This is a genomic window from Chitinophaga silvatica (genome assembly GCF_003419895.1).
In the GTDB taxonomy this organism is placed as follows: Bacteria; Bacteroidota; Bacteroidia; order Chitinophagales; family Chitinophagaceae; genus Chitinophaga; species Chitinophaga silvatica.
In genome coordinates, this window is the sequence record NZ_QPMM01000001.1 from 756,105 (window position 1) to 776,913 (window position 20,809).

Genomic DNA, 20,809 nt, shown 5'->3' on the forward strand with positions numbered 1-20,809 from the left:
CTCACGGGATTACTCCCAGGGGTATTCAGTGATTTTGCCGCAAGATAGAAATTGTATCAAATAATGCCAAAAGGAGTTGATTTTTTATCTTTTGCAAACTAATTAAAAGATGTTAGGCTATTTCTTTCTTCCATTTTAAAAATTCAACGTTTTGTAAGCTGCCGGTTTTGAATAATACTCATTAAGCGTTCATGCCGAAGATCTTGCCTTATTACCATTTTAGCAGAATCATATGGTAAGGATTCGAGATGGTGTTTCAGAAGTCGGAGGTTAATACTCTTATTTAGATCCTCACTTTTGATTACATCATGGCAGTAAGTATCAATGATATCATCGCCATTGTAATTCAAATCAAAAAACACTATCATGTTACGCATGTTAAACAATTCAATATAGGCATATAGTACGCCAATCTCCCTAGATCCTCTAATGTGTATAATATGTGAAACCTCGTCAGGGCCAAGTTGATGTATTATTTCGTTCGTGGGGTAATAATAGAAGGCAATTTTGTTATTACTAATGCCACTGACAAAATTTTTTGCATTTACACAATAGCAATCGGGGTATCCTCTATGTAAATAATAGTTGAGGCATATTTTTACAATCGAACGGTCACAATCTTTTCCACCAATCCAGAGATCACCAATTTGATCCTCTTCATCTGAAACGATATAATATTTTTCTTTAGTTGGTTCTACAATCGATTCTTTATATTCGACCTTGTATTTTTCTTTTATTTCTCTTATTTTTTTCTGAATCATTTTATTATAGATTGTTGGCTCTACAAAAAAATGAGCAATATTTTTTTCTTTTTCTGATATTTTTATTTGGTCATGTGGAACAAGCCCTGGTCCAACATACTTTATTTGTCCTGATTGAGACATTAATTTTATTCTACCTCTATATTCATTGCGATCAAGAGGAATGTTCAGCAGAAAACCATATGCCCTTAGCTGTTTCTCCAAAGCGACATCGATTGAATTTCCAAAATCTGAATTGCATTTGCTACATAGTAACAAATCCGATTTTAATTTTCCTCCAATGCAATTATTGATAATATGCTCAAAAGACTTGTTGCTATCAGTTAGTAATATTCCACAATTGTAACAATGTTTCATTTTTTTGACCTCTTTTTATAATAGATGTAATTCTTACAGAGAATTGATATTTAATTAGAAAGTAATATTTTTTTATATGCTAAAAAAGTAGTTTTTTGTAGGTGATAAAAAAGATTCTAGCATATATGATATACTTAATTCCAGATACTAATCAGTGGATTTATTTGGCAAATAGTAAAGACCCATCGACAGAAAACTTTCAAGAGGGAAATCATTTTCTATTGCTTGATAAGCTCAGTAATATTATACAACAAGGAGATATAGTAATACTTATAAATGACATTATTGAGGCAGAGTGGAAGCGGAATAGAAATACTGCTGAAGAACTGATTAAAACTCTTAAGAAAGCAAAAGAATCTAAACTAAATGAGTTTAAGAAGATGAAAACAGAATATCCTAAATCTTCAGCGGAAATTGATATTATTCTTAAATCGATTGAGGATAAATTCGATGACGATATAGAAAAAAATGAACTTCATATAGCGAGAGTTGAGGCTCTATTGAATTCCTCTGAAAAGTACCCTATTTCGAGAGATGTAAAAGCTGATGTAACAGATTGGGCAATAGGTAAGAAAGCTCCATTCATTGGAAATAAGAAAAATAGCTCTGCTGATGCTGCCATTCTTTTTGGAGCATTGGAGTATATTAATTCAAAGGCTACTGTTACATGGAGTGAAGCAAAAGAATATCCTAAGGCTTATTTCATAAGTGCAAATACCACTGATTTTGCATCCCCAACTAATAAAAATGAAATTCATCCAGATTTGAAGCCTCTTCTGGACAAGGTTGGGATGAAATATTCCAGGAGTTTACCATATGCATTAAGAGAGGTCGACCAGCATTTGTTGGATGAGGCCGAAATGCTAAGATTAGAACGAGAGATGTATGAATGGGAAATGAAAATGGAAGAAGAGGCGAATAGAAATACCGCAGCATGTTTAATCTGTACCCCTGATGAGGAGAATGAAGGGCTAAATAACATTCACTTTGGGCCTGGTTTTGAAATTACATATGATGTTTCGAATATTGATCCAAATCAACTTGAATTGCCTTTTACAGATCTTGACAGTATGGTTGCACATTCTGTTCAGATTCAAGCTGGATTTTGCGAATGGTGTTCTGCCTACCATATAAAATGCAGTTGTGGTGAAATTATTTGTACAGAGGAACTTTCACACGAAGAAACCATTGACTGTGAAAATTGTGGTATGCTATTTCAAAAAGTAGTTATATATGAAGGCAATAATCAATACAATAGTTCTATTGTCCTTCCTAGAAAAAATGTGTGATTGCTTTAGTCGTCCAAGACCCTCCGCTTTTAATAAAGTGGTAATGATAAAGAGAAAAGAGCTAAAAACTACCTTCTGGCTTAAATTGCATTTTTTTTAGTCATAATTTCAGTTATGATTAAATTACCATTCAATATTGAAGAATTACCTTTTAACTAGTAGGTATGCCTTTGTAGGATCATTCATAATCCTGCTGATCTCAGCATCCACAAAATCGGTAACATCATCTTTTATCTGCATAAAGTTTTTATACACCACTCCATTTTCTAAATTCCTGATAACAGGCAACTCCTTTTGAAGTTTTCTTTCCTGATCAGCTTTTCTGGGGTCTTTCGTTACCTTACAGTGAAAGACCTTTTGCGGTATCTCCTGCCCAGGGTCATCGGCTACTATACCCACGAATTCACCGGAGGAAAGGTTACTAATAACGCTGGGAAGTATAGCCATATCCAGTTGCTGAGAATAGTTAACAGAGGTATCTGAGCTGTTAATGGTGGTACTGGCACGGTCCTGCATAATCCTGCCTACCCGGTCACTCATTTGCCTAGCGGTATCACCGGCAACCTGCCCACAGATTACATTACCACATAGGTTCATGAGTACATCTGCCATCTCTCTGGAATAGTCCTTTTTTACCTGATCGAGGTTTTGGATGACAAGGGTAGTAGTTGAATGTGTTGTTAAAAGAGCTTTGGATCTACTCACTGGATTGCACTTGTGGGGCTAGTGAGTTGCAGCCACAAGGTAGAGTTTATTCCAAATAATGCAAAAATGTACCATTGGGCAAACTGACTAAGTCGACATGGCTTATTGTTACTCGTGAAAAAACTTTCTTAGAGTAAAGCCTGGATCTAAAGGAAGATCTGGTAATATATTATGTAAGGATCAATAATTTAAAAGCAGCACAAAAGTTGATGCCTTGATTATTGAATCGCACTGCCTTATTTGAAGAAGTAAGATTAATTTTCCTGAATTGGATTTTTGTAGACCGGATTAGATATTTTATTTATTATAAAATAATGTAATATTTATGTATTACTATTATTTAACATAATAAGCACCTGATAAAATAAATTTATTAGCGATAAAGCTTCCATCTTATAATTTTTTTACGTTAGTTTGTAGCCATGTCTAAATCCTTATTTGCCAAATTTTAATTTTTAAATATCGGGTTATGAGTTTTCTTTTCAGAAAACTAAATTGTTTCGATATGCATCTTTTTAATCAAATTGTAATAGTCGTTTAGAACCGGATAGTATTTGTTATTCAATCATTCATATGAGGAAAAGGATCTGCTTTCGCTGGTAGCAGAGGGGGATGAAAAGGCTTTTGAAATAGTCATTCGCCAATATGGTGGCCATTTACATGATTTTATTGTAAAATTAACCCGAGACAGCTTTGTGGCCGACGAACTTGTTCAAGACACTTTTTTAAAGATATGGCAAACCCGGGAAGGTCTTGTGTTCGTGTCCAATTTTAAAGCATATCTCTTTACAATTAGCCGGAATCTGGCTATTAACGCCCTGAAAAAAACGATAAAAACTAAAATGTACCACTCTCAGTGGTTGGCAGAATCACCCGATGCTACTATAGATAGAGAAGCTGAAGATAATGATACATGGAAATGGCGTTTATTTGATGTAGCTGTAGAAAACTTACCTCCGCAACAAAAGAAGGTATGGGTAATGGCCAGACATGAAAGGAAAAAATACCACGAAATCGCTGCTGAACTACATTTGACAAGGGAAACCGTCAAGAAATACCTCCAGTTCGCTGCTGCAGCAATTGTTAAATATATAGAGTCTCACCCCGAATTCTGTCTACTGATAGCCTTAGTATTCTATAATTCCTAAAAGCCTCACCGGTAAAGGATTTATAAAATTTGAATTATTTTTTTGAAAACACTATCCCCTTTTTTCTTTTTTTTTTGTTCTTATAATAGAAGATTATATGAATACTGGAAATAAATACGCCGAATTACTGGAGCGATGGTTCAATGCAAATGAATCTGAACAGGATATCCAGCAGCTTTACGAGCAGCTAAAGGATGAAGACCTGTTGCCAGACCTTATTGACGCGTTGGAAGCCAGATATGTTCAATCTGATAATCAGCCTTATGATTATGTCAAAACGTCTCTGATAATGAAGGCTATTCATGAATATGAAGCAGTCAAGGAAGAAAAGACAGTTGATTCTGGAAGGGGGAATTTACGTTACATACGAAAATGGGGATGGGTGGCAGCAGCCATTGTACTCATAGTAAGTATTGGTATTTATCAGTTGACAACAAAAATTACAGGTAATCAGCCATATCATTTAGCACCATTGGGAGTTGATATAGCGCCGGGTAAAAATGGCGCGGTGCTTACGTTGGCGGATGGTTCGCAGGTAGTGTTGGATAGTATGGGCAACGGGGTTGTAGCTACTCAAAACGGAGCACAGGTTCAATTAAATAATGACGAACTGGCGTATTCGTTAGTCGGTAAGTCAAGTAGTGATGTGGTATACAATGTTATATCAACACCTAATGGCAGGCAATTTAATGTTGTGCTTCCAGATGGTACAAAGGTGTGGCTGAATGCCGCCAGTGCATTGCGTTTCCCTACAGGATTTACCGGACATGAAAGAAAAGTAGAACTAACAGGTGAAGCATATTTCGAGGTGGCCCAAAATGAGAAATTGCCTTTTAAAGTTATTGTGAATGATAAAGCCGTAATAGAAGTCTTAGGAACACATTTTAACGTGAATGGTTATGAAAATGAGCAACTGTTGAGCACAACTTTGCTAGAAGGGAGAGTGCGTGTACATTCCATGAAAGAGCTCAATGGATCAAGGAATAATGGTGTAATACTACAGCCGGGCCAACAAGCTAATATTAATCAGAATTTATCCGCTGCAATTACTGTTATCAATAATGCGAATGTTGATAGAGCAGTAGCATGGAAGAATGGACTGTTTAATTTCGAGGGAGCTACGCTTGGAGAAATGGTGAAACAATTGGAAAGATGGTATGATATCACTGTTAGGTATGAAGGAACAATTCCAGAACGTGAGTTTCAAGGGAAGTTACCACGTAACCTGCATCTGTCGCAAGTTTTAAGAATTTTGGATGAAATGGGAATCAAAACCAGGCTTGAAGGAAAAGTATTAATTATAGAGTAAGCATATAATAGGATAAATCAAGTATGCCAATGAAAATAGTAAATGATTTTTAAACTATTTATATCTCAAAAATCAGCCAACAATCCTAAAACAGAGCCAGGGATGTGTAAGATCCCTGGCAGAAGTTTGAAATGTTGAATGAATTCAGTCGACTAGGACTTCATATTTTATCAACCAATCAACGCAAATGTATGCAAAAAATTGCTATTTGTGATCGGTATGCTCGTGGGAGCAACTGTCGCATTTCCGCCTTAACCTTCAGTAAAAGGCTAACTTTCATTTTCTTTACGCTTGTCGGCTTACTACAAATTTCTGCAAGTTGTCTTGCACAATCAGTGACTTTCTCAGGAAGAGATATTCCCTTAAAGCAAGTTTTTACTGAGGTAGAAAAACAAACAGGTTATCTGTTTTTCTGTGATGGTTCCCTTCTCAAGGCTGCAGCTCCGGCATCAGTCTCGGTTAAAAACATGCCTTTAAAGGAATTTTTAGCAGTGCTATTACAAGACCGACCTTTAAAATTTGCCATAGAAGATAAGGTGATCATTGTTTCCGGAAAATCTTCTACATCTACAACTGCAGCTAGTGTTACAGAAGCTCCCACTTCTATTAGTGGAGTGATACGTTCTATAGAAGGTGAATTGTTGCCTGGTGTTTCCGTACGTATTAAAAATACAGTAACCGGAACTGTAACTTCTGCTACAGGTACATTTTACTTTAATCAGCTACCAGAAAATACAGTGTTACAACTGTCGATGTTAGGTTATGAGCCAATGGAAATTGGCACCCGAAAAACAGATAGAGGTTTTTCAGCCTATACTTTGAATCCTAACCAGGCAGAACTTATCATGGCACAGCCAGGCAATAATCTGGTGTTGAATATTACACTAAAGAAGAGAGGCTATGATATGGGGGATGTAGTGATAACCGGATATATGAACGTGAACAAAAAGAATTACGTTGGTGCTGTTTATTCTGTAAAAGCAGACGATATTAAAGTGGCAGGTGAAACCAGCATTGATCAGATGTTACAAGGTGTTGTACCCGGCATGTCAGTAATGACGCAGTCTGGTCAAGTTGGTTCTACTCCCAAGATTCGAATCAGAGGTACCTCCACTATCCTGGGTAACCAGGAACCAGTTTGGGTAGTAGATGGTGTAATTCAGAGAGATCCTTTACCTATACCCTCTAGTAGTGGCACATTGGGCAATGATATGGGAGAGTTAAGATTAATTGCTTCTAATGCTATATCCTGGCTAAATCCAAATGATATTGAAACGATTACGGTACTGAAAGATGCATCGGCTACTGCTATCTATGGTTCACAAGCTGCAAATGGAGTAATTGTACTCACCACAAAAAAAGCACGGGCTGGAGATTTATCTGTATCATATAATACAAACCTTTCTATTGGGCAGCGACCTTCATATAGTAACTTTAATCTGATGAATTCGCAGCAATTGATGCAGTTCTCAAAGGAAGTTTATGAGGCGCGTGATAGTTACAATGCTGAAGTCTTGCCGATAGGTTATGCTGGTCTTATACAACAATTGCAACAAAAGGAAATTGATTATGCTACATATATTCAGCGTTATAGAAAACTGGAGAATCAGAATACCGACTGGTTTGCTTTGCTATTCCGTAATCCATTTAGTCAGAATCATAGTCTTAGCCTTTCTGGTGGTAGTGATAAGATCAGTACCCGGGCATCCTTCAATTTGCAACAACAGAATGGCGAAGCAAAAGGAAATGACCTGAAAACTTTTTCTGCATCTACTAATACTGTGCTTCGATTTGGTAGTCGCTTAACAATAAATGTCTCTCTGAATGCAAGCAGACGAGAAACAAACGGATTCGCCTACGGAGTTGATCCCTTTGGTTATGCCTATGGTACTGCCAGAACAATTCCTATGTATAACGATGATGGTACGCTGTTTTATCACGACAAGACAGGAGAGGCAAGTACTGTTTTTACCAGCAATAATCGCTACCGTTATAATATCCAAAACGAGCTAAATAATACAGGAAACAGAAACATAAATACAACATTGGCATCTACTGTGGATGCAAACCTACAGTTGTCTAAATATCTCCAGTATCAGGGGCTGTTTTCTTATAATCTTGCTACTAGCAGTGTTAAATCCTATGCCACAGAATTATCCTTCTATGCTACTCAGACAAGAGGATACGAATTTGGATCGGTAATCTCCAATTCTGTGCAGGAGCAGGCTAGCCGTTTGCCTTTTGGAGGACTTGTACAACACCAGAACGCTAATAATACAGCATACACCTGGAGAAATAGCCTCGTATATAATCGCTTATTTGCTTCCAAACATAGTGTAACCGTTCAAGGTGGAATTGAAGCACAATCAGCACTAATGCAAGGTAATAATGATACGCGTTACGGTTATCTACGTTATCGTGGGGAAACCTATGCACCGGTTCCTTTGAATCCTGTAGTAAACGGTGTAAGCACACAAAATAATCTGTATGATAGGATGCGTATTAACTCAGGTATCGTAAATCTTCGCAGCAATACCCTGAGTGAATACTTTACCGCGGTTTATGGTTTTAATCAGCGTTATATTTTAAACTTCAACGCCAGACTGGACGCGTCCAATAGGTTCGGACAGGATAAAAATAAGCAATTCCAGCCTACCTGGTCAGTAGGTGCAAAATGGCGTGCGGCTAATGAACAATTTTTAAGTTCCCAGAAATGGTTGAATGCATTTGACCTGTCTGCAAGCTATGGTTATCAGGGTAATGCAGTTGAAGCGGTTTCTCCTTATTTAATTGCTACAGATGGTGGGCTGAGTGGACTATTTAATCAATACATTCTTAATATTAAATCTTTGCCTTACCCAGATTTGGGCTGGGAGAAAACAAGAACCTGGAATTTAGGTATGGATTTATCTTTCCTGAATGGGCGTCTGAATGCCAGTGTGAATTGGTATAGGAAAACCAGCAACATTCTGGCATCAAGGCAAGTACTGATCGAAAATGGGATGAATTCAACTACGATTTTTGGCTCGCTCATGGAAAATACAGGATATGATATGATCGTTAGTGTAGTGCCGATTAAGACCAAGGATTTCATGTGGCAATTGTCTGTAAATACTGGTCTTGCCAGAAATAAGCTGGAACAAAACCAAAGAATAAATACTATAGACGACTACCTGAGTGGAAGTGCTATTGTTAACGGGCAGGCATATTCTACTTTTTATTCCTATGCCTTTGCAGGTCTAAATAATACCAATGGTGTACCTAAGTTTAAGAATATGGATATTAAACCTACGTCTAATGATCTGGACTATCTGGTTAAATCAGGAAAACTTGAACCCGATTTTTCAGGAGGATTCAGTACCATAGTAAGATATAAAGGGATTTCACTGAGTACGCAACTAGCAATGGCATTCGGTAACCAAAAAAGGCTTCCGGTATTTTATGGTACTGCCGGAGCTCCAACACCAGAACAAAATGCACCTAAGTTATTGATGGACCGTTGGAAGAAACCTGGTGATGAGCAATACACAAATATTCCAGCAGTTCCGCCAGGAAATCCAAATAGGATAAATGTTCTTGTTCCAAGAATGACACCAGTGGCGATATCAGCTTATCAGCTATATAATCAATCGGATATTATGGTAGCTAATGCTGATTTTATTCGTTGCCGTCAGGTGGCATTGGGCTACCAGTTTACAACTGCAGTGTTGAAAAGAGTGCATCTGAAAAGTCTGAGTACTACGCTTAGCATGACTAATCCGTTTCTCGTCACATTCGATAAAGCATGGGGAGGATATGATCCAGAAACAAATGGATGGCCAGCCCGCAAGGTGACTTCATTATCCTTTAATACGACCTTCTAATACTAATCGCATGAAGTATAAATTATTAATATTAATATCTCTTTGCGTGCTGCTTGGATTTAGCAGTTGCAAGAAATTTCTGCAAGAACAATCGCAAAGTGAAGTGATTCCCAAAACTGCAAATGATTTCCGTGAATTATTGATGGGTTCTGGTTATATGCAAAAGGAAGAGCCCATGAACTTTCTTACACTCATGGATGATGATGTAGATTTTAATATTGATTGGGATTCAGGCAATGGACAAACTTATGTTGGGAGTTCAGGTGCTAAAAGATACTTTTATTACTATACCTGGCAGCCAAGATTATTTGAGACAAATGGATTAGGAGAAGTGATTAACGCAGATCCATCCACAACTGCGTATTACCGCTTTTATGAATTGATAAAAGGTTGTAATGCTGTCCTGGATAATATTGACGGATCTATTGGCAGCCAACAGGAAAAAGACAGGGTAAAAGGAGAAGCATTGGCACTACGTTCTTTCTACTATTTCCGTTTGGTAAATATGTATGGTGCTCCATATAATAGTAGTCCAGATGCACTTGCTGTACCATTGAAACTAAACTCCAATATTGTGATTGACAATATGCAGCAATCAACTGTGAAGGAAGTTTATGAACAAATACTAAAAGATCTTAAAACTGCGGCTACCCTGATGGACCCTTTACCTATAATACGTAGAGATTTTCACATCAATCAACCTGCAATTCATATTCTTTTATCAAGAGTATATCTTTTTATGGAAAAATGGCAGGATTGTATAAACGAATCAAATAAGGTATTTGACCAGGGTGGAATATTGACTGATTTGACAGGGCTAACGACAGGCAACTACATTAGCTACAATAATGCTGAAATAGAATGGATGTATGGCGGAAATGCGCAAGGAGGAGGTACTGCTGAGTATATTCCTTCTGTTCAGTTTAGATCCATGTTTGATGTAAATGATATACGCGGAAAGTATGGTTTCGCTATTTCTGGAGGCTCACCTATCATTACAAAATTCGTTACGTTAGGGTCATTTGTAACAGAAGCTGTACGTACAGCAGAAGCGTTGTTAAACAGGGCGGAAGCAAATGTGCAATTGGGAAATCTTGCTGAGGCAGGAAGGGATCTAAATGATTTGCGTCGTAATCGTATAATAGGATATCAGGACGAAAGTATCAATGATAAAACGAATTTATTATTAGCGGTTCGCACTGAACGCCGAAAGGAATTATACATGGAAGGATTTCGCTGGTTTGACCTGCGCCGCTATGGTATGCCTGCTATTACTCATCGATATCAGAATGAAGTTGGAGAAGCGATTTTGCAGTATACATTGGCAGAAAAAGATCCTATGTATACATTGCCATTTCCAAACAGTCTATTGCTTAGAAATCCTGGGCTGAAACAAAATCCTTCCGGAACTATGGCCGATAGAGTTGGACACTAATTACTAACACACAATACCATCATTATATGAAACATATATCTTTCATTAGTTTCATCTTCACTATATTTTTATTCTCCTGTTCAAAAAAGGAAACTGAAATCGGGGCACCTGTATCGATAAAGCCTGATTATGTTTTGCCACAGGGGAATGCCCCCGATGCAGCAAATGCGCGGATTCAGCAACTCTATGATAAGTATGGTTCTTACTTTCTGTATAATTTTACACAGAAAGACTATGAATGGGTGCAATCTACTGGTAGTGGTAATTCGAAGTTGGATACAGCGGTACTTGGTGATCCTATTTATACAAGTGATATGCTGCAATTTCTGGACGATGTTTGGTTGAAGTTTTTACCAGAAGATTTCAAAAAGGGGAAGGGGATTCCTTATAGAGTATTTATGGCAGATGTGATCCGGCAATACAGACCAAATTTCCCACCTGAATATACTTACTTGTATTTTGATTATAAGATAGTAGGCAAGGCTGTTGTTTTCCCAGGCATGAATAGTGATCTCCGTACAATGACGCCGGCTCAGAAAGTCGCTAAAAAGATTATCGTGACTTCTGCCATGTGGAGTTATTATATTGCTAATAATATCCTGGATATTCCATCTGAATTTTATGCGATTAGCAATTATACTTCCACGGCAGCTCCGGTAACCCCGTTGTCCTTACCAGCTAATATGATAGCTTACCGAACCAGAGGATTTCTACCAAGCAGTTATGATCCAACATTTGGTAATGCACTGGAATGGTATTATAGCTCTTATGCATGGGGAACGGCCAAAACTAATGATGCCAATAGTTTTATTACCAACATTACCCAAAGAACGGATGCTCAGATGGCTCCTTATCTTACCTATCCTCTTATTAAACAGAAGTTCGATCTGTTAGTTAATTATTACAAAACGAAATACAATATTGATGTTCGTGCAATTGCGAATGCAACCTATTAATCTCTAATCTCCTTTCGCCCGGGGCCAGTCCCCGGCGAAAGGTTTCTACACGACGAATTTTAATTGAACGTAATATTTGCGTAAGCAACTGCTTATGCCTGGAATTTTATTTACTAAACAATCCGTAATGAATGGAAAACGCCATTGTAAAAGTTGAAGATTTGTCTCATCGTTATGCTTCCCAGTGGGCAGTAAGAGACATAAATTTTGAAATCCACAACCAGGGAGTAGTGGGTTTGTTGGGTTCTAATGGTGCCGGAAAATCTACCACTATGAATATCATTTGTGGGGTATTAAAGCAATCAAAAGGAGAGGTATTTATTAATGGGATCAACCTGAAAGACCACCCCGTAGAAGCGAAACGTAATATTGGCTTTATGCCACAGAAGTTACCGCTATACCTGGATTTTACAGTTGAAGAGTACCTTACCTATTGCGCTGATTTACGGATGGTAGAGAAATCCCAGATGAAAAAGGCTGTGCAGGATGTACTGGAAAGGTGTGGTGTCGCTCACTTTCGGGAGCGTTTACTCCGCAATCTTTCTGGTGGTTATCAGCAGCGGGTTGGAATCGCTCAGGCAATCGTGCATAACCCGAGGTTCGTCGTCCTGGATGAGCCAACGAATGGTCTTGATCCAAATCAGATTGTAGAAGTAAGGAACCTGATTAAGGAGATAGCAATTGATAGGTCTGTTCTGTTGTCAACACATATACTCACTGAAGTACAGGCAACCTGTAAAGAGATCAAAATGATTGAAGAAGGGCAAATGGTATTTTCAGGAACATTGGAAATGTTTGATAATTACATTGAGCCCAATTCATTAATAGTTCAACTGGAAATACCACCTGCAAAAGAAGAATTACTAAAGATTCCAGGTGTCAGGTCATTTGAGGAATTGTCGCAATATCGTTTTAGGCTTGGATATGATGGAGAAAAGAAAACAGCTCAGGGAGTAGCTGAAACGAGTGTTAACAGATCCTGGGGAATGACAGAGCTAATAATTGAAAAAAGTTCTCTGGACGCAGTTTTTGCCAGGTTGTCTAAAAAAAATACCAAATAAAGAAGTTAATATAAAAGATATTCAATGAGACAGATTTTAAAGATAGCGAAGGCAGAGCTATTCACTTTGTTTTATTCGCCAATCGCATGGATGATTCTGGTGGTTTTTACTTTTCAAACTGGATTTGTATATATAGATCATTTGGAAGAACTGTTACAGGCAAAGAAAATGGGATATCAGTTTGCCTTTTTATCCTCTGGTATATTTTCAGGAGGAAGAGGTTTGCTGGCTTCAGTTCAGAATTACCTATACCTCTATATGCCTCTATTGACAATGGCATTGATGAGCAGAGAGCTAAGTAGTGGATCTATCAAGTTGCTTTACTCATCTCCGATAACCTCTTCACAGATTATTCGTGGAAAGTACATTGCGATGTTAGCTTACAGTTTAGTATTAGTTGCTGTGTTGATGGTATATGTGGTGATTAGTATGTGTATTATAGAAAATTTTGAGCTTGCGCCTGTATTAGCTGGAATTTTAGCTGTGTATCTATTGATTGCTTCTTATGCCGCTATTGGGTTGTTTATGTCATCACTTACTTCCTATCAGGTGGTAGCTGCTCTGGGAACGCTTGTATTGCTGGGATTACTGAGTAATATGGGAAAGGTGTTGCAGGATGTAGAAGTGGTGCGTGATATCACTTATTGGTTATCTATTTCTGGCAGAGGAAATGAAATGATCAATGGTCTTATCTGCACAGAAGATATACTATACTTTTTCATAGTTATTTCGATGTTCCTGACATTAAGCGTTTTGAAATTGCAGGCCAATCGTACGCATGCTTCATTTTCCAAAGTTTGGAGCAGTTATGTTGTTGTGGTGATAGGGGCATTGGTATTAGGCTATGCTACCTCAAGACCTTTGCTGATGGCGTATTATGATACGACTGAAACTAAGAGAAATACACTTACGCCAAATAGCCAGGCAATCATGGCCAAACTGGATGGAGGTCTTACGATTACCACTTATGTAAATCTACTGGATCGCGAGGTTTACCATGGTTTACCTAAGGAAGTAAATACCGACAAGGAAAGGTTAAAACAATACATTCGTTTTAAACCTGAAACGAAACTAAAGTACGTATACTATTATGATTCATCCAGCAATAATCGCCGTATTCAAATGGTCTACAAGAATAAGTCGCTTGCAGAAATCGCCGAGAAAGAAGCAGATGCGATGAATTTGAATATAAAAAATTTCCTGACACCTGAGCAAATAAGGAAACAGATCGACCTGCGTGATGAAGGGAATACTTTTGTGCGAGTAATAGAAAGAGAAAATGGCCAAAAAGGATTCCTCAGGATTTATGATGACATGACCAAGTTTCCTACTGAAACTGAGATAACTGCTGTCTTCAAACGTATGGTAATGAAATTACCCAGGGTGGCTTTCTTACAAGGGCATGGAGAGAGATCTATTTCCGGAGACAGGAATCGGGATTATACATTGTTTTCTTCTGTAAAAACCTTTCGCCATTCTCTTACCAATCAGGGCTGCGATGTTGAATCTATTGATCTTTCCGGAAGTAAACAGATTCCAAAAGAAGTGGATATAATCGTTATCGCGGATATGCAGGTGCCATTGGATTCTGTTTCTAAAACTAAATTGGATGCATATGTAGCAAATGGTGGTAATCTAGTGGTGACACTGAAGCCGGGTTCTGCTGTTATGGAGAACTTTATTGCTCAGTTTGGAGTGAAAACCATACCAGGTCAGTTAGTTCAGCCGAAAATGGACGATCCGGCAAATGCTGTTATATGTAGGCCAACTCCACAAGGTAAGGCCTTAGCGCCAATCTTTGAAATGATGAACAAAGGTGGCCATCCCGCTTATATTGGAATGGTGAAAGCTGCCGGACTTATAATGGCGGAAGATAAAGGCTTTAAGGGTATTCCTGTTCTTCTGACTGATACCTCGAAGACCTGGAATGAATTACAAACCATTGATTTTGTAAATGATACTGCTACACTGGATGTTACTACAGGAGAAAAGGCAGATAGGTTCGTTACTGCGATGGCCCTGACAAGGAAGGTGGGTGCAAAAGAGCAGCGAATTATGATCGTGGGAGATGCAGACTGTATTAGTAACAGCGGAATGAAGCCTCCAATCAGACGCTATGGTGCCTCTAATTTTAATATGATTCCAGGAATGTTTCATTGGTTGTCTTATGGCACGGTACCAGTTGATGTAAGTCGTCCGAATTCAACAGATAATAATATCTCCATTACAAAAGGGAGCTACAATGTGATGAAATATGGTTTAATGGGTGTAATTCCAGGCTTAATACTGGTTGGAAGCACCATTTTACTTATCAGAAGAAGAAGGAAGTAAATCTATACTTGTAATGAACCTAATGACAGATAAACAGACATTGAGCGACCTTAATATATTCGGCAAAAATGGTGGAGATTCTATCTATGCTATATTCAACCGCACCTTTACACGAGGCGGAGCCGAATTACTGGAGGAGATGTTTCGAAACCCGCTGTCGGATGTAGATGCTATCAATGAGAGAAGCTCCATTATTAGCACTTTTTCTATTTTAAAAATACATTTTCCTTACGAAGCAGAATGGTTTGATGCTGCTGATCAATATCTCCAGAATACCGATGTACGGACTAAGTTGAAGGAGGAGGACTATTCTTTAGGAAGAAAATTTAATCACCTGATTGCCGCTGATACAATGTATAAAGGTATTGAGAAAGGGGTAATCAGCCTGATTGCAATTTTGCAAGCTACCTCAGAATTTGTCGGTCGCATTTGGAATGAAGTCAAGGATACTCCTTATTCCAGAGAACTGGTAGCTATTGACCTGTTGTTACAAACAGCAGCTCTTAAGCAGCTTTTGGAAGAGGATATACGGAAAAAACTTCCATTTGCCAAGGTTGCAGAGTATGATAATATACTCCGTTTCCGGCATAGAGATAATATTCTGAAGCTATTAAAGCATATTTATCTTGTTGATATTTATATATCGGTATCCCGGACGGCAATAGAACGTAAGTTTTGTTTTCCGATAGCTTTGGACGCAGCATTACAAACAATAGTACTGGAGGATTTCTATCATCCGGCACTAACCAGGCCTGTAGCTAATTCTCTGACTATTACACCAGCAAGCAATATTATTTTTCTTACGGGAGCTAATATGGCAGGAAAGTCCACTTTTATGAAAGCGTTAGGTATCGCTATGTTCCTTGCCCAAATGGGTTTTCCGGTACCAGCATCCAGTATGAAGTTTTCGGTGCGTGATGGAATATTTACGACTATTAATCTTCCGGATAATCTATCTATGGGAGCCAGCCACTTTTATGCGGAAGTATTGCGGGTAAAAAATATTGCCACGGAATTAAGCCGGGATAAATATCTGTTTGTCATCTTCGATGAGCTGTTTCGTGGCACAAACGTAAAAGATGCCTACGAAGCTACCATTGCAGTTACTTCTGCTATCGCCCGCAGGAAAAACTGCATGTTTGTAGTATCAACCCATATCATTGAAGCAGGGGAGGTTCTTAAAGAGAAATGTGAGAATATCAACTTCATATATCTTCCAACATTAATGGAGGGAAACAGACCTGTTTACACGCATAAATTGGCTGACGGCATCACCGCAGACAGGCACGGGATGATTATTGTAGAAAATGAAGGTATCCTGGATATTTTGGCCAGGAAGAAATCAATAAAGAAGACGACATGAGCTTTATCGCTGATAAACAAACTTTGGATGATTTGGCGATACTGGGTAAGTATAATGCAAGTTCCATCTTCAGCCTTTTCAACCAGGTGAAATCCAGGGGTGCTGAAAAGCTATTGGACAGCATGTTTCTGCATCCTCTTACTGACGCCAACGCCATTAACGCCAGAAGTAATGCTTTTAGATATTTCGAGGTTACACCTTGCGTATTTCCATTTGATGAACAACATCTTAGTGCTATGGAAAGTTTTTTGGATGAAGGATGCGATAGCAACTATCCATTGGCTCTATGGCGTTTAAGCCGTAAAAAAGTGGCCGCCATCCTTGTTAAAGATGATGCTTTTTATCTGCAAGTGCAAGGCATTGAAACCTGTATCAGCGTATTACAATGCTGCAATACTTTACTGGAACATCTTGAAAATGAGGCAAGAGATAGAAATACTCCATGGGGGAAGTGGGCAGCACGGGCAAGAAATATTTTACGTGATAAGCGATTACAAAATATTAATACCGCCGGTAAATCCTTGATCCATTTAGCCAGGTTACACTATCTGTTAGGATACGTTTTCCGGGATAAATTAAAAGATTTGCTGGCTTTGACATATGAAATTGAGCTCCTGATTGCCGTTGCCGGTGTAGCGAAACAGAAAGGGTTTTCTTATGCTCATGCTTTACCAAAGGAGAAAAATACACTGGAGATAAAAGGAGTCAGGCATCCACATTTAGATAAAGGCGTTTCCAACTCCTTGTCATTCAATGGACATAGCAATGTATTGTTTCTTACAGGCGCAAATATGGCTGGTAAATCCACTCTTATGAAAGCTGCTGGAATTATGATATACCTTGCTCACATGGGGTTTCCTGTAGCAGCAAAGGAATTAAAGTTCTCAGTGCTTGATGGTATATATTCATCGGTAAATGTGCCTGATAACCTGAATCAGGGATATAGCCATTTTTATGCAGAGGTACTTCGTGTCAAACAAGTAGCGGAAGCAGTGGCTGAAGAAAAGCGTCTTTTCGTCATTTTTGATGAGTTGTTCAAAGGAACCAATGTGAAGGATGCTTATGATGCTACATTAGCAGTAACTGCAGCATTTGCAGCCTATAGGGATTGTTTCTTTATTATCTCTACACATATTTTTGAGGTGGGAGATGCTTTGCAAAAGGAAGGTAAGCATATTCAGTTCGAATTTATGCCAACTATTATGGTTGATGCAGTGCCAAAATACACCTATCAACTACAAAAAGGAATTACAACAGACAGACAAGGAATGATAATTATTGAAAATGAAGGTATTCTCGATATGTTATAAGAGTTTCCTTTCTATACGGACTATGCAACATAAAAAAATCAACTAAAGAAATAATTTATGCGTTATCGTTATTGGACCTCCACTGGATTGCTATGCCTATCCATGATGGCAGGCTATGCCCAGAAGGTAGATCAACACTCTATAATTCCTGTTGACACAGCCTTACATACCGGACAATTACCTAATGGGTTTACTTATTATATTCGTAAGAATACTGTACCGGCTAAAAGAGTAATATTTTACCTGGTAAATAAAGTGGGATCAATTCTTGAAGATGATGATCAACAAGGTCTGGCCCATTTTATGGAACATATGAATTTTAATGGTACCAGACATTTTCCTCAAAATGAGCTGGTTGATTATCTACAGAAAGCAGGTGTACGTTTTGGGGCTGATCTAAACGCCACAACATCTTTCGATGAAACGGTATATCAGTTGCCTATTCCTACTTCCGACCCTAAAATGGTAAGCCGTGGATTAGATATCATGCGTGACTGGGCGCAGGAAGCATTACTGGAAACAGATGCAATAGATAAGGAGAGGGGTGTTATTATCGAAGAAAAACGCCTGAGAATTGGTTTGGGAGAACGCATTCAGCAAAAAACTTTTCCGCTCATTGTTAACAATTCAAAGTATGCAAGCCGATCCCCAATTGGAATAGATAGCATACTTCTTCATTTTCCAGCAGCTACCATTCGCCGCTTTTTCCACGATTGGTATCGTCCGAACCTTCAGGCGATTATTGTAGTAGGAGATATTGATGTTAACCAGGTAGAACAGCAAATTCGTAAACAATTTGCCGATCTGAAAAATCCTCCAAACGAAAGGCCCAGACCGGATTATGCTATAGAACTAACTGGAAAAAATCAATTCCTGCAAGTAACCGATCCTGAGATTGGAGGCACTGGACTGGAATTGTCTATAAAACATCGTGTCAATAAGATGAATACAACGACCGACTACCTAAACATGGTAAAGCGTTCATTGTTTAATCAATTACTTGTAACAAGAATCGGTGAATTAATTCAACAGCCTAATCCCCCATTTTTGGATGTAAATGCAGGCATCAAGAGTTTAATGAATGGGTTGGAGCAATTTTCTTTTTCCGTTTCATCAAAGCCAGGTAAACTGAAGGAAGCATTCTCGATTGGATGGTCAGAAGTAGAGAAAGTGAAACGTTTTGGCTTTACTTCAACAGAGTTGGAACGTGCGAAGGTGGCCTATTTGCAAGGATTGGAGAAAACTGCAAGGGAGATTGATAAAATGCCATCCAGCAATTTTGTGAATGAATATATGGCTATGTTCCTTAAGGGTTCTCCTTCACCAGGGTTTAATTGGGAGTATAATTTTTTAAAAACCGTAGTACCAGATATAACACTGGAGGATCTTAAAGACGTAGCAAATAAATATATAACTAATACTAATCGGGATATTTTTGTGATAGGAAATGAAAATGATAAAAATACCCTTCCTGATTCGTCTGTTATTGAGACATGGTTTAATAGCGTTGCTTCCAGTTCTATGGAAAAGTATAAGGATAACGTTACAGATCAGGTATTGCTAAATCATTTACCAGTTCCTGGAAAAGTGATTTCTCAGAAAAAATATTCTACATTGGGAATTCGACAATTTACGCTGAGCAATGGTGTGAACGTATGGATGAAGCCTACTACCTACAAAAATGATGTTGTTCAGATGATGTCTTTTGCGCCAGGAGGTTATAATAAATATTCCAATGAAGAGTATCCGACGGCGGCCAGTGCTTCTGGTATAATTGCTGGTTCTGGTGTTGCTGATCTTTCCCCGCTTCAATTATCAAAAGTGTTAAATGGCAAGTCAGCGTCTGTTAATGCTTTTATCAGTGGTAAGAGCCAGGGTATAGGTGGTGCCAGTTCTCTGAAAGACCTGGAGACAGCATTGCAATTGGTATATCTTCGATACACCGCACCTCGAAAAGACACTATCTTGTTTGAAAATGCCATGGCACAATCCAGAGAGCAAATAATAAATCATTATAAAGACCCGGGAAATGTGTTTAAAGATACAGTGGGCGCTGTTATAAGTGGATATGATTATAGATCAAGTCCAGGTACCTTGGCGAGATTGGATAGTATCAGTCTTGAAAAAGCATATGATATTTACCGTGACCGTTTTGCGGATGCTTCCCAGGCTAACTTTGTATTTGTAGGTAATTTTGATGTGGATAGCATTAAGCCTTTATTAGAGCAATATCTTGGGGCATTACCATCATTAAATAGGAAGGAAAAGTCAGTGGTGATTCATAAGCAAATACCTGAAGGGAAACTGGAGAGAAAGGTTTATACTGGTAAAGATAATAAGGCTACCGTATTATTGGTTTACCATGGAGACTGCCAATATAGTCCAGAAAACAAAGTACAACTTCAGGCTTTATCAGATATTTTGCAATACCGTTTGCTGACAAGCTTACGGGAAAATGCCGGGGAAGTATATACACCGTCTGTAAAGGCTAATATGGTAAAAGAACCAGATGCGCGTTTTGCTATTAATGTATCTTTTGGTTGTGCTCCGGAGCATGTTGATCATTTAATAGGTTTGGTAGAAGAAGATATCAAAAACTTACAACAGAAAGGTGCTACTGCCGATGAGGTACAGAAATTCAAAGTTGGTTTTCAAAAACAATATGAATTGCAAATTGAAAGTAATGAATTCTGGATGCAATTTATAGCCGGACAAATAGAGAATAAAGAAGGATTAAAGGAATTGCCAAATATAGAAAAACAACTTGGTAAGGTAAATGGAGCATCGATTAAGGCTGCTTCTAAGAATTATTTAAGCGGTAAAAATTTAATGCATTTTATAGCATTACCTGAGAAGAATTAAAGACAGTTTTTTGATTGACAATAAAAAGGCTGCTTCCAATTTATTGGAACAGCCTTTTA

At 38.3% G+C, this 20,809-nt stretch carries 13 protein-coding genes; 11 read left to right on the plus strand and 2 right to left on the minus strand.

Annotated elements, in window-relative coordinates; all coding sequences use genetic code 11:
- Window positions 1–143: 143 nt before the first annotated feature.
- Window positions 144–1,118 (minus strand): HNH endonuclease, encoded by a 975-nt coding sequence (locus tag DVR12_RS02935; protein WP_116973948.1) that lies wholly within the window; start codon window positions 1,116–1,118, stop codon window positions 144–146.
- Between the two features lie 125 nt (window positions 1,119–1,243).
- Here DVR12_RS02935 and DVR12_RS02940 point away from each other — a divergent pair, with 125 nt between their 5' ends.
- Entirely contained in the window at window positions 1,244–2,407 is a 1,164-nt protein-coding gene (locus DVR12_RS02940) for a PIN domain-containing protein (RefSeq protein WP_116973949.1), read from the plus strand.
- A 144-nt stretch (window positions 2,408–2,551) separates the two neighbouring features.
- Here the strand turns inward: DVR12_RS02940 and DVR12_RS02945 are convergent, their stop codons facing one another.
- Window positions 2,552–3,112 carry a TraM recognition domain-containing protein gene (locus DVR12_RS02945; protein WP_116973950.1) on the minus strand — a complete coding sequence of 187 codons (561 nt, stop codon included), beginning with the start codon at window positions 3,110–3,112 and terminating at the stop codon, window positions 2,552–2,554.
- A 554-nt stretch (window positions 3,113–3,666) separates the two neighbouring features.
- Between DVR12_RS02945 and DVR12_RS02950 the strand changes: the two genes are divergently transcribed.
- The 10 genes from DVR12_RS02950 (at window position 3,667) to DVR12_RS02995 (ending at window position 20,750) form a co-directional block, all read left to right on the plus strand.
- Window positions 3,667–4,260, plus strand: coding sequence for an RNA polymerase sigma factor (locus DVR12_RS02950; protein ID WP_116973951.1), 594 nt, complete (start codon window positions 3,667–3,669; stop codon window positions 4,258–4,260).
- Window positions 4,261–4,357: 97 nt separating this feature from the next.
- Window positions 4,358–5,569, plus strand: coding sequence for a FecR family protein (locus DVR12_RS02955; RefSeq protein ID WP_116973952.1), 1,212 nt, complete (start codon window positions 4,358–4,360; stop codon window positions 5,567–5,569).
- A gap of 191 nt (window positions 5,570–5,760) precedes the next feature.
- Window positions 5,761–9,432: a SusC/RagA family TonB-linked outer membrane protein gene (locus tag DVR12_RS02960; RefSeq protein WP_116973953.1), complete on the plus strand. Its 3,672-nt coding sequence runs from the start codon at window positions 5,761–5,763 to the stop codon at window positions 9,430–9,432.
- A 10-nt stretch (window positions 9,433–9,442) separates the two neighbouring features.
- Window positions 9,443–10,867, plus strand: a complete 1,425-nt coding sequence (locus DVR12_RS02965; protein ID WP_116973954.1) for a RagB/SusD family nutrient uptake outer membrane protein — start codon at window positions 9,443–9,445, stop codon at window positions 10,865–10,867.
- Window positions 10,868–10,893: 26 nt separating this feature from the next.
- Window positions 10,894–11,823, plus strand: a complete 930-nt coding sequence (locus DVR12_RS02970) for a zinc-binding metallopeptidase (protein WP_116973955.1) — start codon at window positions 10,894–10,896, stop codon at window positions 11,821–11,823.
- A gap of 131 nt (window positions 11,824–11,954) precedes the next feature.
- Window positions 11,955–12,884, plus strand: coding sequence for an ABC transporter ATP-binding protein (locus tag DVR12_RS02975; RefSeq protein ID WP_116973956.1), 930 nt, complete (start codon window positions 11,955–11,957; stop codon window positions 12,882–12,884).
- 24 nt (window positions 12,885–12,908) lie between these two features.
- The gene (locus DVR12_RS02980) at window positions 12,909–15,215 is read left to right on the plus strand and encodes a Gldg family protein (protein ID WP_116973957.1); all 2,307 of its coding nucleotides are present in this window, start codon (window positions 12,909–12,911) and stop codon (window positions 15,213–15,215) included.
- A gap of 13 nt (window positions 15,216–15,228) precedes the next feature.
- Complete coding sequence (locus DVR12_RS02985; protein WP_116973958.1) at window positions 15,229–16,578, plus strand: MutS-related protein; 1,350 nt, start codon at window positions 15,229–15,231, stop codon at window positions 16,576–16,578.
- The gene (locus DVR12_RS02990) at window positions 16,575–17,888 is read left to right on the plus strand and encodes a MutS-related protein (protein WP_116973959.1); all 1,314 of its coding nucleotides are present in this window, start codon (window positions 16,575–16,577) and stop codon (window positions 17,886–17,888) included. Before DVR12_RS02985 ends, DVR12_RS02990 begins: the two co-directional genes overlap by 4 nt.
- A gap of 57 nt (window positions 17,889–17,945) precedes the next feature.
- Complete coding sequence (locus DVR12_RS02995) at window positions 17,946–20,750, plus strand: M16 family metallopeptidase (protein WP_116973960.1); 2,805 nt, start codon at window positions 17,946–17,948, stop codon at window positions 20,748–20,750.
- Window positions 20,751–20,809: the final 59 nt, after the last annotated feature.

Coding starts and splice junctions, on each gene's coding strand:
- DVR12_RS02975 (WP_116973956.1), top strand. CDS start 11,955: ATGGAAAACGCCATTGTAAAAGTTGAAGATTTGTCTCATCGTTATGCT.
- DVR12_RS02995 (WP_116973960.1), top strand. CDS start 17,946: ATGCGTTATCGTTATTGGACCTCCACTGGATTGCTATGCCTATCCATG.
- DVR12_RS02955 (WP_116973952.1), top strand. CDS start 4,358: ATGAATACTGGAAATAAATACGCCGAATTACTGGAGCGATGGTTCAAT.
- DVR12_RS02935 (WP_116973948.1), bottom strand. CDS start 1,118: ATGAAACATTGTTACAATTGTGGAATATTACTAACTGATAGCAACAAG.
- DVR12_RS02960 (WP_116973953.1), top strand. CDS start 5,761: ATGCAAAAAATTGCTATTTGTGATCGGTATGCTCGTGGGAGCAACTGT.
- DVR12_RS02990 (WP_116973959.1), top strand. CDS start 16,575: ATGAGCTTTATCGCTGATAAACAAACTTTGGATGATTTGGCGATACTG.
- DVR12_RS02965 (WP_116973954.1), top strand. CDS start 9,443: ATGAAGTATAAATTATTAATATTAATATCTCTTTGCGTGCTGCTTGGA.
- DVR12_RS02985 (WP_116973958.1), top strand. CDS start 15,229: ATGAACCTAATGACAGATAAACAGACATTGAGCGACCTTAATATATTC.
- DVR12_RS02970 (WP_116973955.1), top strand. CDS start 10,894: ATGAAACATATATCTTTCATTAGTTTCATCTTCACTATATTTTTATTC.
- DVR12_RS02980 (WP_116973957.1), top strand. CDS start 12,909: ATGAGACAGATTTTAAAGATAGCGAAGGCAGAGCTATTCACTTTGTTT.
- DVR12_RS02940 (WP_116973949.1), top strand. CDS start 1,244: ATGATATACTTAATTCCAGATACTAATCAGTGGATTTATTTGGCAAAT.